This window comes from Duganella sp. FT27W (genome assembly GCF_009295655.1).
GTDB lineage: Bacteria > Pseudomonadota > Gammaproteobacteria > Burkholderiales > Burkholderiaceae_D > Rugamonas > Rugamonas zoogloeoides.
In genome coordinates this window covers 100,764-116,351 of the sequence record NZ_WHIV01000005.1, presented here as the reverse complement: position 1 = coordinate 116,351, position 15,588 = coordinate 100,764, and the positions used below count along the sequence as shown (strand labels likewise).

Here is a 15,588-nt window from a genome sequence, read left to right as displayed (position 1 = left end):
ACCCGTTCCTTCCCTTTAAAAGCCCACCAGCGCAAAGCGCGGCTCGCGCACCAGTTGCGCCAGGTCCAGCAGCGTCCAGCGCCGGTCCTCGCCGTCGTCGAACTGGTGAGCAGCCCAGGCGGGCGCACCGGCGCCAGGCACGGCGACTGCCTGCATCTCGGACGACGTGCGCAATCCCAGCACGCGGTCGGCCAGCAGCGCGCAGTTGAACCCCAGTTTAGGCGAAAAGGTAATCAGGCGGCGCTCGGCCGGCGTCCCGGCACTGGTACCGGCAACCGCACCGGGCTGGCCCTGGTAGCGCGCCAGGTCGATCACGCCGGTCAAGTCGCCGCGGATATTGGCCAGGCCCAGGTACCACGGGCGGGCCAGCGGCACCGGCGACACCGGTTGCGGCGTGACGATCTCGCCGATCTGGGTGAGATCCAGCAGGTAGTGGCGTCCGCCGATCACCACGCCCAGCTCGCGCACACCGGCGGCGGCGCCGCTCTTGGCCGCCTGCATGCGTTCGAGCAGCTGCACCTGGTACTGGCGCAGGCTGCTGCGGCGCTCGCCGGCTGGCGGACCGTCGGTGGGATCGAGGGGTGCGGGCGTGGCGGCGTCCATCGCTCAGCCGAGGGCGGCGATCTTGTCGAGCAGGTCGCCCGGCGTGACCGGCTTGACCAGGTAGTCGCGCGCGCCCTGGCGCATGCCCCAGATGCGGTCGGTCTCCTGGTCCTTGCTCGAGCAGATAATCACCGGCACTTCCTTGAGCACGGGGTCGCGCGCGATCGAGCGCGTGACCTGGAAGCCGTTCGCGCCCGGCATCACCACGTCCATCAGGATCAGGTCGGGCTTCTCGGCGCGCAGCTTGACGAGCGCTTCCTCGCCGCTTTCGGCGACATCGACGGTGTAGCCGTTGCGGACCAGGATGTCGGACAGGTAGTAACGCTCGGTGGGCGAGTCGTCGACGATCAGTATGCGTTGTATGGCCATGGTTCCCCCTGCGGGTATCTTAGTCTGGTGAGCTGGTGGCATGCGCGCGAACCGCTGCAAGCATGCCTTCCCGGGTGAATGGTTTGGCCAGGCACGCGGCGGAACCGGCCATGGCGCCGCGCGCGCGGTCGAACAGGCCGTCTTTCGAAGACAGCATGAGCACCGGCGTGGCGTGGAATGCCGCGCTGTTCTTGATCAGCGTGCAGGTCTGGTAGCCGTCGAGGCGCGGCATGACGATGTCGCAGAATACCAGCGCCGGGCGATGGTCGGCCAGCTTGGCCAGGGCGTCGAAACCGTCGTCGGCCAGCACCACGCGGTAGCCGGCGCCGGACAGGAAAATCTCGGCCGAGCGGCGGATCGTGCTGCTGTCGTCGATGACCATGATCGTCAGGGCGTTATTCATCACTGCACCTTAGCACATGCCGCAACTGCATGGATCGGGCTGCGGATCAGAGCGCGACCATCTCGAAATCGTCCTTGCGGGCGCCGCATTCCGGGCAGCTCCAGTTCATCGGCACGTCGGCCCAGCGGGTGCCGGGGGCGATGCCTTCGTCGGGCAGGCCGGCCTGTTCGTCGTAGATCCAGCCGCAGATCAGGCACATCCAGGTCTGGAAGTCCTGCGTTGTTTCATTGCTACTCACGTTCTGCCACCCTTCAATCAAGTAAAATGCCGAATCAGGTATCTTAATCTACCAGCCGTGCAAAACCAAACTTCTCCTCTCATATTAAGCTTCGGCGTCGCCGATCCCGCCGGCGCCACCGGTGTCCAGGCCGACCTGGCCGCGTTTGCCGCGCTCTCGTGCACCGGCCTGGCCGCCACCACCGCGTTGCTGATCGGCGACACCGCCCGCATCGAGGACACCCAGGAAATCGATCCTGACTGGGTGGCCGACCAGGCCCGCGTGGTCCTCGAGGACATGACCATGGCCGCCTTCAAGGTCGGCGCGCTGACCAACGTGGAGCAAGTGGCGGCAATCGCCGAGATCCTGTCCGACTACCCCGATGCGCCGCTGATTCTCGATCCGTTCAGCTCGCGCCTGCCCGACCTGCCCGACGACGAAGCCGAGGAACTGCTCACCGCCGTGCGCCAGTTGCTGGTGCCGCAGGCCACGCTGCTGATGCTGTCGGTGGTGGAACTGGGCCGGCTGGCCGAAACCTGGCGCGACGCCGGCGATGGCCTCGACAACATGCTGCAGTCCGACGTCGAATACCTGATCGCGCTGGGCTGCGAATACGTGCTGGTCACCGGCACACAGGCCGGCGCCATGCAGGCCAAGGTGGGCAGCCGCGCAGTACCGAATACGCTGGCCAACACCCTGTACCACTCCGACGGCATGGTCAGCCACGACGCCTGGCAGCACCTGCCCGGCCCCTTCATCGGCGCCGGCGGCACGCTGTCGGCCGCGATCACCGCCTTCATGGCGCGCGGCGTGGACGCCCCGGAAGCGGTGAAAGCGGCGCAGGAGTACACTGTGGGCGCCCTGGCCCATGCGCAGCGCTATGGCATGGGCAAGTTCGTGCCCAACCGCTTCTTCCACTTGCTGACGACGGCCGCCGACATGCAGTAAGCATGGCCGTTTTATTCACCGGACACCGAGATAACCACATGACCACGATTTCCAACAACGACACGCTGTTCGCCCGCGCCCAGAAAACCACGCCCGGCGGCGTCAACTCGCCGGTACGCGCCTTCCGCTCGGTGGGTGGCACGCCGCGCTTCATCACCCGCGCCGAAGGCCCGTATTTCTGGGACGCCGACGACAAGCGCTATATCGACTACATCGGCTCGTGGGGCCCCGCCATCGTCGGCCACGCCCACCCGCAAGTGGTCAAGGCGGTGCAGGAGGCGGCCACGCGCGGCCTGTCGTTCGGCGCACCGACCCAGGGCGAAGTGGAAATGGCCGAGGAAATCTGCCGCCTGGTGCCGTCGCTGGAACAGGTGCGCCTGGTCTCGTCGGGCACCGAGGCGACCATGAGCGCGCTGCGCCTGGCGCGCGGCGCCACCGGCCGCGACAAGATCGTCAAGTTCGAAGGCTGCTACCACGGCCACGCTGATTCTCTGCTGGTCAAGGCTGGCAGCGGCCTGCTCACCTTCGGCAACCCGACGTCCGCTGGCGTGCCCGAAGACTTCGTCAAGCACACGCTGGTGCTTGACTATAACAACGTGGCGCAGCTCGAAGAAGCCTTCGCCAACTTCGGCGACGAAATCGCCTGCGTGATCATCGAGCCGGTCGCCGGCAATATGAACCTGATCAAGGCCAACGCCGACTTCCTGCAGGCCACGCGCGACCTGTGCACCAGGCACGGTGCACTCCTGATCTTCGACGAAGTGATGTGCGGCTTCCGCGTGGCCCTGGGCGGCGCCCAGGAACTGTACGGCATCAAGCCCGATCTCACCGCGCTGGGCAAGGTGATCGGCGGCGGCCTGCCGGTGGCGGCGTTCGGCGGCAGCGCGCAACTGATGTCCAACATGGCGCCCCTCGGTGCGGTGTACCAGGCCGGCACCCTGTCGGGCAACCCGGTGGCGGTGGCGGCCGGCATGACCACCTTGAAGCTGATCCAGGAACCGGGCTTTTACGAGCGCCTGGGCGCCACGGCCGAGCGCCTGGCTGCCGGCCTGACGGCAGCGGCAAAAGATGCCGGCGTGGTGTTCTGCGCCGATGCGGTCGGTGGCATGTTCGGCCTGTACTTCAGCGCCACGCCGCCGAACAACTACGCCGAGATGATGGCCGGCGACCGCGAACGCTTCAACGTGTTCTTCCACGCGATGCTCGACGAAGGCGTGTACTTCGCGCCGGCGGCGTTCGAGGCGGGGTTCGTGTCGGCGCAGCATAGCGACGCCGTGATCGACGAGACCATTGCGGCGGCTGCGCGCGTGTTCAAGAAGCTCGCCGGGGCATAAAAAGCCGGGGATGGTCACGGCGACTGGATCACCCCCGTATTGAAGTCATACTCGAACAAATCCCCGTACCGTCCCCACTCGATGGCCACGCGCAGCGCGCGTTCAGCTTCCTCTTCGCTGAGCGTGAACCGCAGCAGCTTGAGGAACAGGTCTTCCGGCAAATCCCCCGACCGGTCCTGCGCCAGCCCGTGGCAGATGTACGCGATCAGCGGCACGTGTTCGAGCAACTGCTTGCCGAACACCGCCTGGCGCGCGCCGCTGTCCTCGGTCGCCATGATGGCGGCATAGCGCGCACCGAGCTCCGTCAGCAGGATGTCGCCATCGAGCAGGTGGGCAAAACCCAGCAGCAGCAAGGCATTGGTCACTTCCAGCAGCTCGGCGTCGGTAAGATCGGTTTCCTCGGCCAGTTGCGGCAGGTCGGCGCGGCCAGCAAACGGTTCTTCGGCCAGCAGTTCCAGTATCCCTTCCATGTGGGCGATGTCGGCCTGCGGCAGGCGGTCGCCCAGTTGCAGCTTCACCTCCTTCTCGCTGATCGGGCCACGGCGGCCGGCGCCGGCTGTCATCAGCTCATAGACCTTGTCGATCAGGTGCCGCACTTCGGCCCCTTCCGCCTTGCGCGGCTGCGCCAGCGCAATCGGCAGTTCGGCGCGCACCCGGCCCGGATCGCTGGCGAAAATCAGCACGCGGTCGGCCATCATCACCGCTTCCTCGATATTGTGCGACACCACCAGGATGGCCTTGGTGGGGATGCGGCCCGACTGCCACAGTTCCAGAATTTCCTCGCGCAAGCGTTCGCCGGTGAGAACGTCGAGCGCGGAAAACGCTTCGTCCATCAGCAGCACTTCCGGTTCCATCACCAGCGCCCGGGCGATGCCCACGCGCTGGCGCATGCCGCCCGACAGCTCGCGCGGCAGCGCGCCCTCGAAGCCGGACAGGCCGATCAGGTCGATCACGGCCGACGCCCGCCGCGCTCTTTCCGCCGCCGGCATGCCCTGCGCTTCCAGCCCCAGCTCCACGTTCTTTTGCACGGTCAGCCACGGGAACAGCGCAAACGACTGGAACACCATGCGGATGCCGCGCGCGGTGCCGTACAAGGGCATGCCGCGATACAGTACCTGGCCGGCGTCAGCCTGGATCAGCCCCGCCATCAGGCGCAGCATGGTCGATTTGCCGGAGCCGGACTGGCCCAGCAGCGCGACAATTTCCCCTTCGTGCAGGGTGAAATCGACGCCTTCGAGCACCGCGCGCGCAGCGCCGTCGGCCGCGCGAAAATGCTTGGCGACGCCTTTGAGTTCAACAATCGGTGTGTTCATGGTGCGCTCCTAGAAATGCAGCCGGCTCTCGGCCATGATGTACAGGCGGCGCCAGACGAAGTGGTTAAAGCCCATCACGAAGATGCACATCACCCCGATGCCCAGCGCAATGCGCGGAAAATCACCGGTGGCGGTCATCTCGGCGATGTAGCTGCCCAGGCCATGGGCCTTGACGGTGGTCGAACCCCAGCTCACGTATTCGGCCACGATGCTGGCGTTCCACGAGCCGCCGGACGCCGTGATCGCGCCGGTGACAAAGCTGGGAAAAATCGCCGGCAGCAGGTAGCGCCGCCACTTGAGCCAGCCCGTCAATCCGAAATTCTGCGCCGCGTGGCGCAACTCGGTCGGAATGGTCGATGCACCGGCGATCACGTTGAACAGCAAATACCACTGGGTGCCGAGGATCATCAGTGGCGACAACCAGATATCCGGGTTCAGCTGGTAGCGCATGATCACGATCACTGCCACCGGGAACACCAGGTTGGCGGGGAAGGCGGCCAGGAACTGCGCCACCGCCTGGGTGCGCGACGCCCAGCGCGGGTTCATGCCGATCCACACGCCCACCGGCACCCAGATCAGCGCGGCCAGCGCCAGCAGGCCGATCACGCGCAGCATGGTGTAGCAGCCCAGCAGCAGCACGTGCCCCACTTCGCGCCAGCCTACTTCGGTGCTGATAAAGTGACCGAGTGTCCACAAGGCGTAGAACACCACGGCGACGATCACCGCGTCCCACACGCGCTGCGGCACCAGCGACGGATGGTCGCGGCGGGCGCGGATCGAGGTGCCGTCGTGGCCGAGGCGGAACAGCGCGATGGAGCGCGACAGCAGCCGGCCGCACCACGCCACGAATTCCTGCGTACGGTCGGTGCGGCGCAGCCAGGTGAGCAGCCACGAGTTTTGCGCGGTGTCGCCGCCGGTTTCCTCGAAGCGGAACTTGTCGGCCCATGCCAGCAGGGGCCGGAAGAACAGCTGGTCGTACAGCAGCACGGCGATCAGCATGGCAAAGATGGCCCAGCCGATGGCGCCCAGGTTGCTCTGCTCGATGGCCAGCGCGATGTACGAGCCGATGCCGGGCAGCTTGATGTCCTGGTTCGATACCGAGATCGCCTCCGACGCCACCACGAAAAACCAGCCGCCCGACATCGACATCATCATGTTCCACAGCAGGCCCGGCATGGCGAACGGCAGTTCCAGGCGCCAGAAGCGCTGCCAGCCCGAGAGCTGGAACACCTGCGCCGCCTCCGACAATTCGGCCGGTACGTTGCGGAAGCCCTGGTAGGCCGAGAACGCCATATTCCACGCCTGCGACGTGAAGATGGCAAAAATCGCCGCGCATTCCACGCCCAGCAGGTTGCCGGGAAACAGCGCGATGAAGGCGGTCACCGTGATCGACAAAAAGCCGAGGATCGGGATCGACTGCAGGATGTCGAGCAGCGGCACCAGCACTTTTTCGGCGAGCCGGTACTTGGTGGTGAGCGCGGCAAACACGCAGGCGAACACCACTGACGCACCGAGCGCGATAAACATGCGCAAGGTGGTGCGCAGCAGGTAGTAAGGCAGGTTGGTCGGGTCGAGCGAGAGCGGCAGCGCCTGGCCCAGTTGATAGGGCCGCGCCATCTGCTGGCCGCCATAGGCCAGCAGCACGAACACGGCCAGCACGATGGGCAGCAGCGCCCAGTCCCAGCGGTTGCCGCCGGCTTCCACTACCTGCCGGGGAAAAAATTGCCGTTTCTTGTACATGGTCGTGGCTCGCGGACACTGAGATTGGCCGCCATTCTAAGCGCATCTTGCCCCAGATTTTATTACCGTTATGAAAGTTCTTTCAGTTCCTCTGTGCGCTACATCACATAATTGACGAATATGATGATCCATCTCAAATTCAGCTCATACATAGCCTCATTACCGGACATTTCATTGCTATAGAAAAACAATGGCGTCATTTTCGTCAATTTCGATTGTTTCCAATAGGAAATTGAGGTACACTGGTTTCATTGACTCCACCATTCGAGAGAAGCCTGATGCCCCACAGTAAAGACTCCGTCCTGACCACCCGCGCGACCGCAGAGTTGCTGGGCGTGGCCGTCAGCACGGCGCAACTGTGGATCGAAAATGGCGCAATTCCGTCGTGGAAGACGCCCGGGGGGCACCGCCGCGTGCGCCTTTCCGCCGTCAAGCGCCTGATGCAGGAGCGCGGCCTGGTGGCGCCGGCCGCATCGGCACCAGCGCCGGCGGTGGCCAGCAGCACCGAATTCCTGCCGTCGGCCACGGCCGCCTACCCGGTGCCGCACGACGAGGCGCAGCGACTGCTGGCGCTCGACGCCGCGCGCATCGTCGATACGCCGCCCGAGTCGGTATTCGACCGCCTGACCTGGCTGGCCAGCCAGGCGACCGAGTCGCCGATGGCATTGATCAGCTTGTTGACGGCGGAGCGCCAGTGGTTCAAGTCGCGCCTCGGCGTTGATGCGCCGGAGACGTCACGCGACTGGGCGTTTTGCAGCCACGCGATTTTGCAGGACGGCTTGTTCGTGGTGGAAGACGCGGCGCGCGACCCGCGTTTCCAGGATAGCCCGCTGGTGACCGGCGCACCGCACATCCGTTTTTATGCAGCCTTCCCGCTGCTCGACGCGGACAAGATGCCACTCGGTACTTTATGTGTGCTCGACAGCGAACCGCGCCGCCTGCGTGACCGCGAAGTGCGGTCGCTGCGCGAACTGGCCGCGATCGCCTCGGAAGAAATCCAGCGCCGCGTGCGGCGCTAGCAACACCGTCAGACCGCATTCCACGGCGCACCGCCCCCACCCCACAGCCGGCGCGCCGCAGTATCAGCAGTACCTTGTCGTTCCGTCTGTCCCGGCACCGCCCAATTCTTGCGACTGCCACAAAAAAAACAACACCAGTAACCAGTCGCCGCTTGCGGTGGTCTCCGTTTCCCGTGCCTGTCTGTCGCTGCACTTGTGGAAACGTCCAACGTTTCCAGGAAGATTAATATGAACGCGTTCAAAAAACTCAAAATCGGTACCCAGTTGTCACTGGGCTTTGGCATGGTCACGGCCCTGCTGCTGTTGCTGGCGGCAGTCTCCATATTCGGCGTCGCCGCGATCAACGACGCCTTCAAGCGCCAGGACAAGATCAGCACCGAGCGCCTCGACCCGCTGGTCGACGCGCGCGAAGCACTGGCGCAAACCGGCCTGGCCGCGCGCAATGCCTTCATCTTTACCGACAAGGCGCAGGCAGCCAGGGAGCTGGCCATCCTCGACGAGCAGAAAGCCCTTTACCTCAAGGCCCTCGAAAAGCTGACCCCGGCCTATGCCGGCAACGCCCAGTTCGAAAAAGTACGCACCGGTCTGCTGACCATGGCGCAGGAACTGAACAAGCCGCGCAAGTTCCGCGACGCCGACGAGATGGAGGCCTATGGCCAGTTCCTGGTCAACGAGTGCAGCCCGCTGCGGCGCCAGATCGTGGCCGACATGGCCGTGCTGCTGACGGCCGCCGAGAAGGAGGCGGCAGAAGCGAGCGCCTTGTCGGAACAGCGCGCCGAGAGCGCCCGCTTCTGGACCATCGCGCTGGCCGTGGCCGCCTTTATCCTCAGCATCGTGGTCACCCGCGTGATCAAGCACGTGCTGATCCGCCAGCTCGGCGGCGAGCCGGCCTACGCCACCGAGATCGCCGGCAAGATCGCCCATGGCGACCTGGCAGTGACGGTCAACGTCAGGCCCGGCGACCAGGACAGCCTGCTGTATGAAATCAAGAGCATGCGCGACAGCCTGGCGTCCATCGTCGGCAAGGTGCGCGAAGGCACCCACGCCATCGACGCTGCCTCGAGCGAAATTGCCGCCGGCAACGAAGACATGTCGAACCGTACCGCGCACCAGGCCACGTCGCTGGAAAAAGTGGCCACCGCCATGGAAGAGCTGACCTCGACCGTGCGCCAGAACGCCAGCAATGCCCAGCAAGCCAACACCCTGGCGCAGACTGCTTCATCAGTGTCGGAACAGGGCGGCGTGGTGATGCAGCAGGTGACCGACACGATGGAATCGATCAACGAGTCGTCGAAGAAAATCGTCGACATCATTTCCGTCATCGACGGCATCGCCTTCCAGACCAATATCCTGGCGCTGAACGCGGCGGTGGAAGCGGCCCGGGCCGGCGAGCAGGGGCGCGGCTTTGCCGTCGTGGCAACCGAGGTGCGCAACCTGGCCCAGCGGTCGGCTTCGGCCGCCAAAGAGATCAAGGCCCTGATCGACGATTCCGTCACCAAGGTGGGCAGCGGCACCGAGCTGGTGTCCAAGGCCGGCATCACCATGCAGGAGGTGGTTACCAGCGTCAAGCGCGTGACGGAAATCATGAGCGAGATCAGCGTGGCCAGCGCCGAGCAGAGCATCGGTATCGAGCAGGTGAACGGCGCCATCGGCGAGATGGACGGCATGACCCAGCAAAATTCGGCGCTGGTGGAAGAAGCCTCGGCGGCCGCCCATGCACTCGATCAGCAGGCGTCGGCGTTGACCGAGGTGGTGGGGGTGTTCAAGCTGGACAGCGACACCGCCACGGTGCGCTCTCTAACGCAACGCCCCAGCGCACCGCAGCGCAGCGCCAAGCTGCGCCTGGCGCGCGGCTAGGTTCCGGTTACTTCAGCCAGCCCCGCCGGCGGAAGTACCAGAACGGCGCGATCGCGCTGGTGACCATCAGGGCCAGCGCGAACGGGTAGCCGGCCTGCCATTCCAGTTCCGGCAGCCACTTGAAGTTCATGCCGTAGATCGAGGCGATCAGGGTCGGTGGCAGGAAGGCCACGCTGGCGACCGAGAAGATCTTGATGATCTTGTTCTGGTTGATGTTGATGAAGCCGACCGTGGCGTCCATCAGGAAGTTGATCTTGTCGAACAGGAACGACGTGTGGCCGTCCAGCGATTCGATGTCGCGCAAAATCTGGCGTGCTTCCTCGAACTGGTCGGCGTTGAGCAGGCGTCCGCGCATCAGGAAACTGACTGCGCGACGCGTATCCATCATGTTGCGGCGGATGCGGCCGTTCAAGTCTTCCTCGCGTGCGATCGAGTTCAGCGCGGCAGCCGCGTCATCATCGGTGAAGTGCTTTTGCAGCACGCGGCCGCTCACTTCTTCCAGGCTCAGATAAATGCCTTCGAGCGCATCGGCCGAGTATTCGGCGTCGGTCGCGTACAGGTCCAGCAGCACGTCCATGTAATCGCCGATCGAGCCGGGCCGCGAACGGGCGCGCATGCGCACCAGGCGGAACACCGGCAAATCGTCGGTATGCACCGAGAACAGCATCTTGCGCGCCAGGATGAATGCGACCGTGATCACGCGCGACGGGCCGTCGTCTTCTTCCAGCAGGAAGTCGGTGCGCAGGTGCAGGTCGCCGTTTTCCGCCTCGTAGTAACGGGCCGATGCTTCGATATCCTTGACTTCGTCTTCGCCCGGCAGGGTCACGCCATAAATGGTCTTGACCCACAGCCGCTCGTCATCCGTCGGGTCGGTCAGGTCGACCCACACCGGCTCGGCGTTGACCAGGTCTTCGCGCGTGTCGATCGGTACCTGGTTGAGCCGGCCATTCTGGAGAACGAAAACATTAATCATGGGTGCGGAGCCTTCTGGAAACAGCGCAAGTGTACTCGGAAAGGCAACAGCTAAGCCAGCCTGCCCTGTTGGTTAGGCCGCATTTTATCTCACGGCACGTCCACTGCGTTCATGCGTGCCAGAATGGTGGACGTACGGCGGTTCAGATAGCTGGTATCGCGGTGCTTGTCGTAATAGCGCGGGTTGGGCAGCATCACCGCCAGCCGGGCCGCCTGGCCGGCGCTGAGGTTGGCTGCACTGGTGCGGTAATAGTGGCGCGAGGCCGCTTCCGCGCCAAACGTGCCGGTGCCGAACTCCACCACGTTCAAATAAATTTCAAAGATGCGGCGCTTGTCCATCAGGGTTTCCAGCATATACGTGATCACCAGTTCCTGGCCCTTGCGCACATAGCTGCGCGAGCCGGACAGGAACAAATTCTTGGCCAGCTGCTGGGTGATGGTGGAGCCGCCCGCCACCACCTTGCGTTTCTTGTTGTTTTTCTCGTAGGCTTTTTGCAAGGCCTCCCAATCGACACCCTCGTGCTCGGAAAAATTGGCGTCTTCCGAGGCGATGATGGCGCGCTTGAGGTTGTTCGAGATGCGGTTGTACGGCACCCAGGTCTGGCGGATTTCGGCCTTCGGATTTTTATCCTGCAACGCCGATTCCTGCTCGCGCATGAAGCTGGTCATGCTCGGGTTGTGATCGACCCACCACCAGATTTGCAGGAAGAAATACACCTGCACCACCAGTACCAGCACCACCGGCACGATGAACACCCACTTGACCCAGCCGAACCGGCCGCGTGCCGCAGCAGGCCTGGGCGACTTTTTGGCCGCCTTCATAGCTGCGCACGCAGCGACTGCAACACCGGCGCGGTGTCGGGATGGACGCCGCGCCACACGGCAAACGCCTCGGCCGCCTGCTCCACCAGCATGCCCAGGCCGTCGCGCACGGCCGCGCCATGGCTGGCGGCAAATTGCAGGAACACGGTGGGCTCCTTGCCATACATCATGTCCAGCGCCAGTGCACCCGGGGCAAACACGGTGGCGGGCACCGGTGGCAATTCCGAACTCAGGCTGGCGGCGGTGGCGTTGATCACCAGGTCGAACGCGCCGTCGATCTCCAGATAGCCACAGGCCGATACCACGCCGTCTCCGCCCAGTGCGGCAAACTGGTCGGCCAGCGCCTGGGCCGTGGCCACGGTGCGGTTGGCGATGACCAGTTGCGCGGGACGGTGTTCGAGGATCGGCAACACTACGCCGCGCGCGGCGCCACCGGCGCCCAGCAGCAGCACCCGGCGGCCACCGATCTGCATGCCGGCGTTACCGACGATATCGGCCACCAGGCCGGCGCCGTCGGTGTTGTCGCCGATGATGCCGTCTTCGGTGAAGTGCAGGGTGTTGACGGCGCCGGCAGCCTGGGCGCGGATGGTCAGGGCATTCGCCACTTTGACGGCTTCGAGCTTGAACGGCACGGTAACGTTGGCGCCCTTGCCGCCTTCGGCGATAAAGGCGTGCACGGCGGCGGCAAAGCCGTCCACCGGCGCCAGCCGTTTTTCGTACTGCACGGCGTGGCCGGTCTGGGCCGCGTAGGCGGCGTGGATGTCGGGGGATTTGCTATGGGCAATCGGGTTGCCGAACACGCAGTAGCGGTCCGCTGGTGCCGGGATGGCTGTCATTATTATTTTGCTCCGCCGAGCATGTCGGCTTCCAGTTTATCGTCGCGGGTGAATCTGAAGGTGGTCACGATGACCCACAGGTCGTCGCGGTCGCTCGAGCGCATATTGGCCGGGAACTTGCCGAACGGCGCGGCGCGCCGGACGATATCGATTGCCGCCTGGTCCAGCGCCGGGTTCTTCGAGCTGGTAGTCACTTCAATGCCACCCTCCTTGGTGTAGATGGTGCCATCCTGAAATACCGGGATCGACAGCACCAGCTGGCCGTACAGCTTGCGGCCGTTTTTCTGCGGGAAGTTCAGCGTGCCCACGTCCTCGATGCGCTTTTGCAGGGTCTTGTAATACATGGCGTAGCCCACGCCGCGGGTGCTGGGACTGAGGAAGGTCTTGCGCGGGCGCTTGTTCTGGTCTTCGATGGTTTCGCTGATCTCGGCGGCGCGGCGGGCAATCGCCTTGCTCGATTCGAGCAGGTCGGAGCCGCTGGCCAGCGGATCGGGCTTGGTGTCTTCGGTCACCTTCGGTACCGCGAACGGGTCCTTGCGCCTGACCTGGTTGAGCAGGTTGCGCTGCTGCTCTTCCAGCGCGGCGATGCGGCGCTGGGTGGCGACGATGCTGTCGCCGGTTTCCATCTTGCGCATGTCGGGCAGCGGCGACTTGGAGCGGCCCTTGTCCACCGTGCCGCCGCCGTCGAGGTTGGCCTGCGCCAGCGCCTCGGCCTTGAGCGGAGCGTTCTTGTGCTTGGCGTTGACCAGGATGACTTCCAGGCCCGGATCGGTGGGTTTGACCGGGTTGGGCGGCGGCGCAACAAAGCGCACGGCCAGCAACGCGGCATGCGCCAGCAGCGAGATGCCGATGGCGGTGTAGAGGAAGCGATTTTGTTGGAATGACTTCACGCGATGCCGGGGTGGATTAGTTTGGGCAATTTTACGTTAAACAATCGACGATGAGCTAACCGCAAATCCGTCATTCCGCATCGGCGGACCGCCGCGCAGCGGGGAACCCATGGAACCTGTGGACAGTGACAGCGGTTGCTTATACCGGCGGCCCATGGATCCCCGCGTGCGCGAGGATGACGAAGCAGAAGGCGATGGTGCTTACGGCGTTGCTGGCTGTACGGTGTTGGCATCGGAGCTGTCCGTGGTTTCCGCTTCCGCTTCCGCTTCCGCTTCCACCGCCGCCTCGGGCGCATCGACCGCCTCTTCCGGCACATCGAGCTCCTCGTCGTCGAAGTCTGCTTCGGCGCCGGTCGGTGCGGTCGCGGCCGGCACCTCCAGCAGGCGCGCTTCGATCGTCAGTTCCACCTCGTCCCAGCGCAGGATGTCGAGCTTGACCTCGGCGCCGCGCGCCACCGACGGCATGCCCGGCAGGCGGATGATGAGCGGCAGATCGACAAGGCGCAGCACCTCGTCCTTGAGCACCACGGCCTGCACCTGGCGCGCATTTTCCTGGCCCAGCCAGCGCAGGCACCAGTAGCGTTCCATGTTCGACTGGTGGTCGCCATAGGCGGCGTACGCGGCGTCGAACTGCGAGACGATGGCGAACAGCGCCGAATCCTTGTGCTTGAACTTGGCCACCAGCGGCGCGGTCACGCCCTTTTCGGCGCAGGCCAGGATTTGCCACTGGTTGACCAGGTCGGTATAGCGGCGCAGCGGCGACGTGCTCCATGCGTACTGGTCCACGCCCAGGCCCTGGTGCGGCGCCGCGTGGGTGAGCATGCGTACCTGCATCTTGGCGGCCCAGCCGCCCACGCCCTGTCCCTGGCTGCGGTAGATGCCGGGCACGCCGCAGTCGTGCATCAGCTTGCCCCAGGTGCTGTTGGCAAAAATCATCAGTTCGGCGACGATCTTGTCGAGCGGTGCGCCGCGCTTGCGGCGGCTGACCGTCACCACGTCGTCTTCCACGTAGAAGTTGAAATCCACCCGGTTGTTCTGTTCGGGTTTCAAACCGAAGCCTTCACGCTTGACCATGCGCGCCGCTTCCAGCACTTGCGCCCACTGCCAGATCAGGCCCAGCGCTTCCTTGTGCGGGTAGTCGCCAGCGCCGCTGGCCAGCGTTTCTTCGTTGACCAGGTCGTCGAGGTCGTTGTGGCGCAGGTTGTTGGCGATCGGCACCATCTCGGCGCGGGTATCGGTGGCCAGCACCGACCAGTCGGCCGGATTCAGCGTGGCGTACAGCGACAGTGCCGGGCAGGTTTTACCTTCGGCCAGCGTGAACGCTTCGACCACGCTGTCAGGCAGCATGGTGATCTTGTCGCCCGGCATATACACGGTGGACATGCGCGCACGCGCCATCTTGTCCACGGCGTCGTCCGGCTTGATGGCCAGGCCCGGCGCAGCAATGTGGATACCGATGCGGATAGTGCCATCGTCCAGGCGGGTGACCGAGAACGCATCGTCGATCTCGGTGGTGGTGACGTCATCGATCGAGAACGCCTGCACGTCGGCCACCGGCAAACTGGTCGGCGGCACCGGCACGGCCACGTCCGGGAAACCGGCGCCGCGCGGGAAGTTCTCGAACAGGAACTTGGCCATGTGGAAGTCCTTGGGCGACGCCAGGCCGCCCACGTCCAGCATCAGGCGCTGCGGATTCGTGTGCAGTTCGTTGCAGGCCGCCTCCAGCGCCTTGTATTCGATACCGTTCTTTTCCGGCTTGAACAGCAGTTGCAGCACGATGGGCTGCATCGCTTCGGGCAGCTTGCCGGCTTTCAGCTCTTCCACGTACTGGGCCTGGATGATCGCTTGCTGTTTCTTTTTCTCGATGCCGGCCTGGGCCGCGCGCAGCGACTGTTCCGGCGCTGCCTTGTAGCGGCCACGGCCTTTTTTATAGAAATAGATCGGCGCCGAATGCAGGGAGAGGATCAGGCCGGCCGCTTCGGCCGGCAACGGCGCGTGGCCGAAGTATTCGGCGCCCAGTTCGGCAAAGCCGAATTCTTCTTCACCGGCCACTTCCCACAGGAAGTCGAGGTCGATATCGGCGGACACGGCCTTGGCCTGGTCCATCAACTCGGTGGGCGACGGCTTTTCGTATTGCAGCAGCACGTCCTTGATCTTGACCTTGGTACGCTTGCCGCTGGCCATTTCCACCTGGTAGGCCTCGCCTGCTTGCGACATGATGGCGCCGACCTTGAAATCGCCGGATTCTTCGAAAAATAGATTCAT

General features: G+C 64.5%; 15 protein-coding genes. 4 read left to right on the top strand and 11 right to left on the bottom strand.

Annotated elements, in window-relative coordinates; genetic code table 11:
- Positions 1 to 15: 15 nt before the first annotated feature.
- Genes F8197_RS22525 through F8197_RS22510 form a run of 4 tightly spaced genes read right to left on the bottom strand, consistent with a single transcriptional unit; the run spans position 16 to position 1,574 of the window.
- Positions 16 to 603, bottom strand: a complete 588-nt coding sequence (locus tag F8197_RS22525) for a chemotaxis protein CheW (protein ID WP_152883765.1) — start codon at positions 601 to 603, stop codon at positions 16 to 18.
- A 3-nt stretch (positions 604 to 606) separates the two neighbouring features.
- Entirely contained in the window at positions 607 to 972 is a 366-nt protein-coding gene (locus F8197_RS22520) for a response regulator transcription factor (protein WP_019921333.1), read from the bottom strand.
- 19 nt (positions 973 to 991) lie between these two features.
- On the bottom strand, positions 992 to 1,375 hold the full coding sequence (locus F8197_RS22515) for a PleD family two-component system response regulator (RefSeq protein ID WP_019921332.1): 384 nt from the start codon (positions 1,373 to 1,375) through the stop codon (positions 992 to 994).
- Between the two features lie 46 nt (positions 1,376 to 1,421).
- A complete protein-coding gene (locus tag F8197_RS22510; RefSeq protein WP_019921331.1) occupies positions 1,422 to 1,574 on the bottom strand; it encodes a rubredoxin in 153 nt (50 codons plus the stop codon).
- A gap of 96 nt (positions 1,575 to 1,670) precedes the next feature.
- Here F8197_RS22510 and F8197_RS22505 point away from each other — a divergent pair, with 96 nt between their 5' ends.
- Entirely contained in the window at positions 1,671 to 2,540 is an 870-nt protein-coding gene (locus tag F8197_RS22505) for a bifunctional hydroxymethylpyrimidine kinase/phosphomethylpyrimidine kinase (protein WP_056137728.1), read from the top strand.
- Positions 2,541 to 2,578: 38 nt separating this feature from the next.
- The gene (gene hemL, locus F8197_RS22500) at positions 2,579 to 3,874 is read left to right on the top strand and encodes a glutamate-1-semialdehyde 2,1-aminomutase (protein ID WP_056138396.1); all 1,296 of its coding nucleotides are present in this window, start codon (positions 2,579 to 2,581) and stop codon (positions 3,872 to 3,874) included.
- A gap of 14 nt (positions 3,875 to 3,888) precedes the next feature.
- Here the strand turns inward: hemL and F8197_RS22495 are convergent, their stop codons facing one another.
- Both F8197_RS22495 and F8197_RS22490 read right to left on the bottom strand, forming a co-directional pair.
- On the bottom strand, positions 3,889 to 5,187 hold the full coding sequence (locus F8197_RS22495) for a nitrate/sulfonate/bicarbonate ABC transporter ATP-binding protein (RefSeq protein WP_152883764.1): 1,299 nt from the start codon (positions 5,185 to 5,187) through the stop codon (positions 3,889 to 3,891).
- Positions 5,188 to 5,196: 9 nt separating this feature from the next.
- Positions 5,197 to 6,927 (bottom strand): ABC transporter permease subunit, encoded by a 1,731-nt coding sequence (locus tag F8197_RS22490; protein WP_056137732.1) that lies wholly within the window; start codon positions 6,925 to 6,927, stop codon positions 5,197 to 5,199.
- Between the two features lie 278 nt (positions 6,928 to 7,205).
- Between F8197_RS22490 and F8197_RS22485 the strand changes: the two genes are divergently transcribed.
- Positions 7,206 to 7,946: a GAF domain-containing protein gene (locus tag F8197_RS22485; RefSeq protein WP_152883762.1), complete on the top strand. Its 741-nt coding sequence runs from the start codon at positions 7,206 to 7,208 to the stop codon at positions 7,944 to 7,946.
- A 228-nt stretch (positions 7,947 to 8,174) separates the two neighbouring features.
- Positions 8,175 to 9,803: a methyl-accepting chemotaxis protein gene (locus F8197_RS22480; protein WP_152883760.1), complete on the top strand. Its 1,629-nt coding sequence runs from the start codon at positions 8,175 to 8,177 to the stop codon at positions 9,801 to 9,803.
- Positions 9,804 to 9,810: 7 nt separating this feature from the next.
- On the opposite strand, the gene corA is transcribed toward F8197_RS22480, so the two are convergent.
- The 5 genes from corA to F8197_RS22455 form a co-directional block, all read right to left on the bottom strand.
- Entirely contained in the window at positions 9,811 to 10,776 is a 966-nt protein-coding gene (gene corA, locus F8197_RS22475; RefSeq protein ID WP_019921324.1) for a magnesium/cobalt transporter CorA, read from the bottom strand.
- A gap of 89 nt (positions 10,777 to 10,865) precedes the next feature.
- On the bottom strand, positions 10,866 to 11,597 hold the full coding sequence (mtgA, locus tag F8197_RS22470) for a monofunctional biosynthetic peptidoglycan transglycosylase (protein WP_152883759.1): 732 nt from the start codon (positions 11,595 to 11,597) through the stop codon (positions 10,866 to 10,868).
- Positions 11,594 to 12,433: a shikimate dehydrogenase gene (aroE, locus tag F8197_RS22465; RefSeq protein ID WP_152883757.1), complete on the bottom strand. Its 840-nt coding sequence runs from the start codon at positions 12,431 to 12,433 to the stop codon at positions 11,594 to 11,596. Before aroE ends, mtgA begins: the two co-directional genes overlap by 4 nt.
- A gap of 2 nt (positions 12,434 to 12,435) precedes the next feature.
- Positions 12,436 to 13,323 carry an energy transducer TonB gene (locus F8197_RS22460; RefSeq protein ID WP_056137740.1) on the bottom strand — a complete coding sequence of 296 codons (888 nt, stop codon included), beginning with the start codon at positions 13,321 to 13,323 and terminating at the stop codon, positions 12,436 to 12,438.
- 201 nt (positions 13,324 to 13,524) lie between these two features.
- Entirely contained in the window at positions 13,525 to 15,588 is a 2,064-nt protein-coding gene (locus F8197_RS22455; RefSeq protein WP_152883755.1) for a ribonuclease catalytic domain-containing protein, read from the bottom strand.

Excerpts from the sequence above, each read along its gene's own strand:
- F8197_RS22455 (WP_152883755.1), bottom strand. The coding sequence starts at position 15,588 with ATGAATCTATTTTTCGAAGAATCCGGCGATTTCAAGGTCGGCGCCATC.
- mtgA (WP_152883759.1), bottom strand. The coding sequence starts at position 11,597 with ATGAAGGCGGCCAAAAAGTCGCCCAGGCCTGCTGCGGCACGCGGCCGG.
- F8197_RS22525 (WP_152883765.1), bottom strand. The coding sequence starts at position 603 with ATGGACGCCGCCACGCCCGCACCCCTCGATCCCACCGACGGTCCGCCA.
- F8197_RS22520 (WP_019921333.1), bottom strand. The coding sequence starts at position 972 with ATGGCCATACAACGCATACTGATCGTCGACGACTCGCCCACCGAGCGT.
- F8197_RS22515 (WP_019921332.1), bottom strand. The coding sequence starts at position 1,375 with ATGAATAACGCCCTGACGATCATGGTCATCGACGACAGCAGCACGATC.
- F8197_RS22485 (WP_152883762.1), top strand. The coding sequence starts at position 7,206 with ATGCCCCACAGTAAAGACTCCGTCCTGACCACCCGCGCGACCGCAGAG.
- F8197_RS22510 (WP_019921331.1), bottom strand. The coding sequence starts at position 1,574 with ATGTGCCTGATCTGCGGCTGGATCTACGACGAACAGGCCGGCCTGCCC.
- corA (WP_019921324.1), bottom strand. The coding sequence starts at position 10,776 with ATGATTAATGTTTTCGTTCTCCAGAATGGCCGGCTCAACCAGGTACCG.
- F8197_RS22495 (WP_152883764.1), bottom strand. The coding sequence starts at position 5,187 with ATGAACACACCGATTGTTGAACTCAAAGGCGTCGCCAAGCATTTTCGC.
- F8197_RS22490 (WP_056137732.1), bottom strand. The coding sequence starts at position 6,927 with ATGTACAAGAAACGGCAATTTTTTCCCCGGCAGGTAGTGGAAGCCGGC.
- aroE (WP_152883757.1), bottom strand. The coding sequence starts at position 12,433 with ATGACAGCCATCCCGGCACCAGCGGACCGCTACTGCGTGTTCGGCAAC.
- F8197_RS22480 (WP_152883760.1), top strand. The coding sequence starts at position 8,175 with ATGAACGCGTTCAAAAAACTCAAAATCGGTACCCAGTTGTCACTGGGC.
- hemL (WP_056138396.1), top strand. The coding sequence starts at position 2,579 with ATGACCACGATTTCCAACAACGACACGCTGTTCGCCCGCGCCCAGAAA.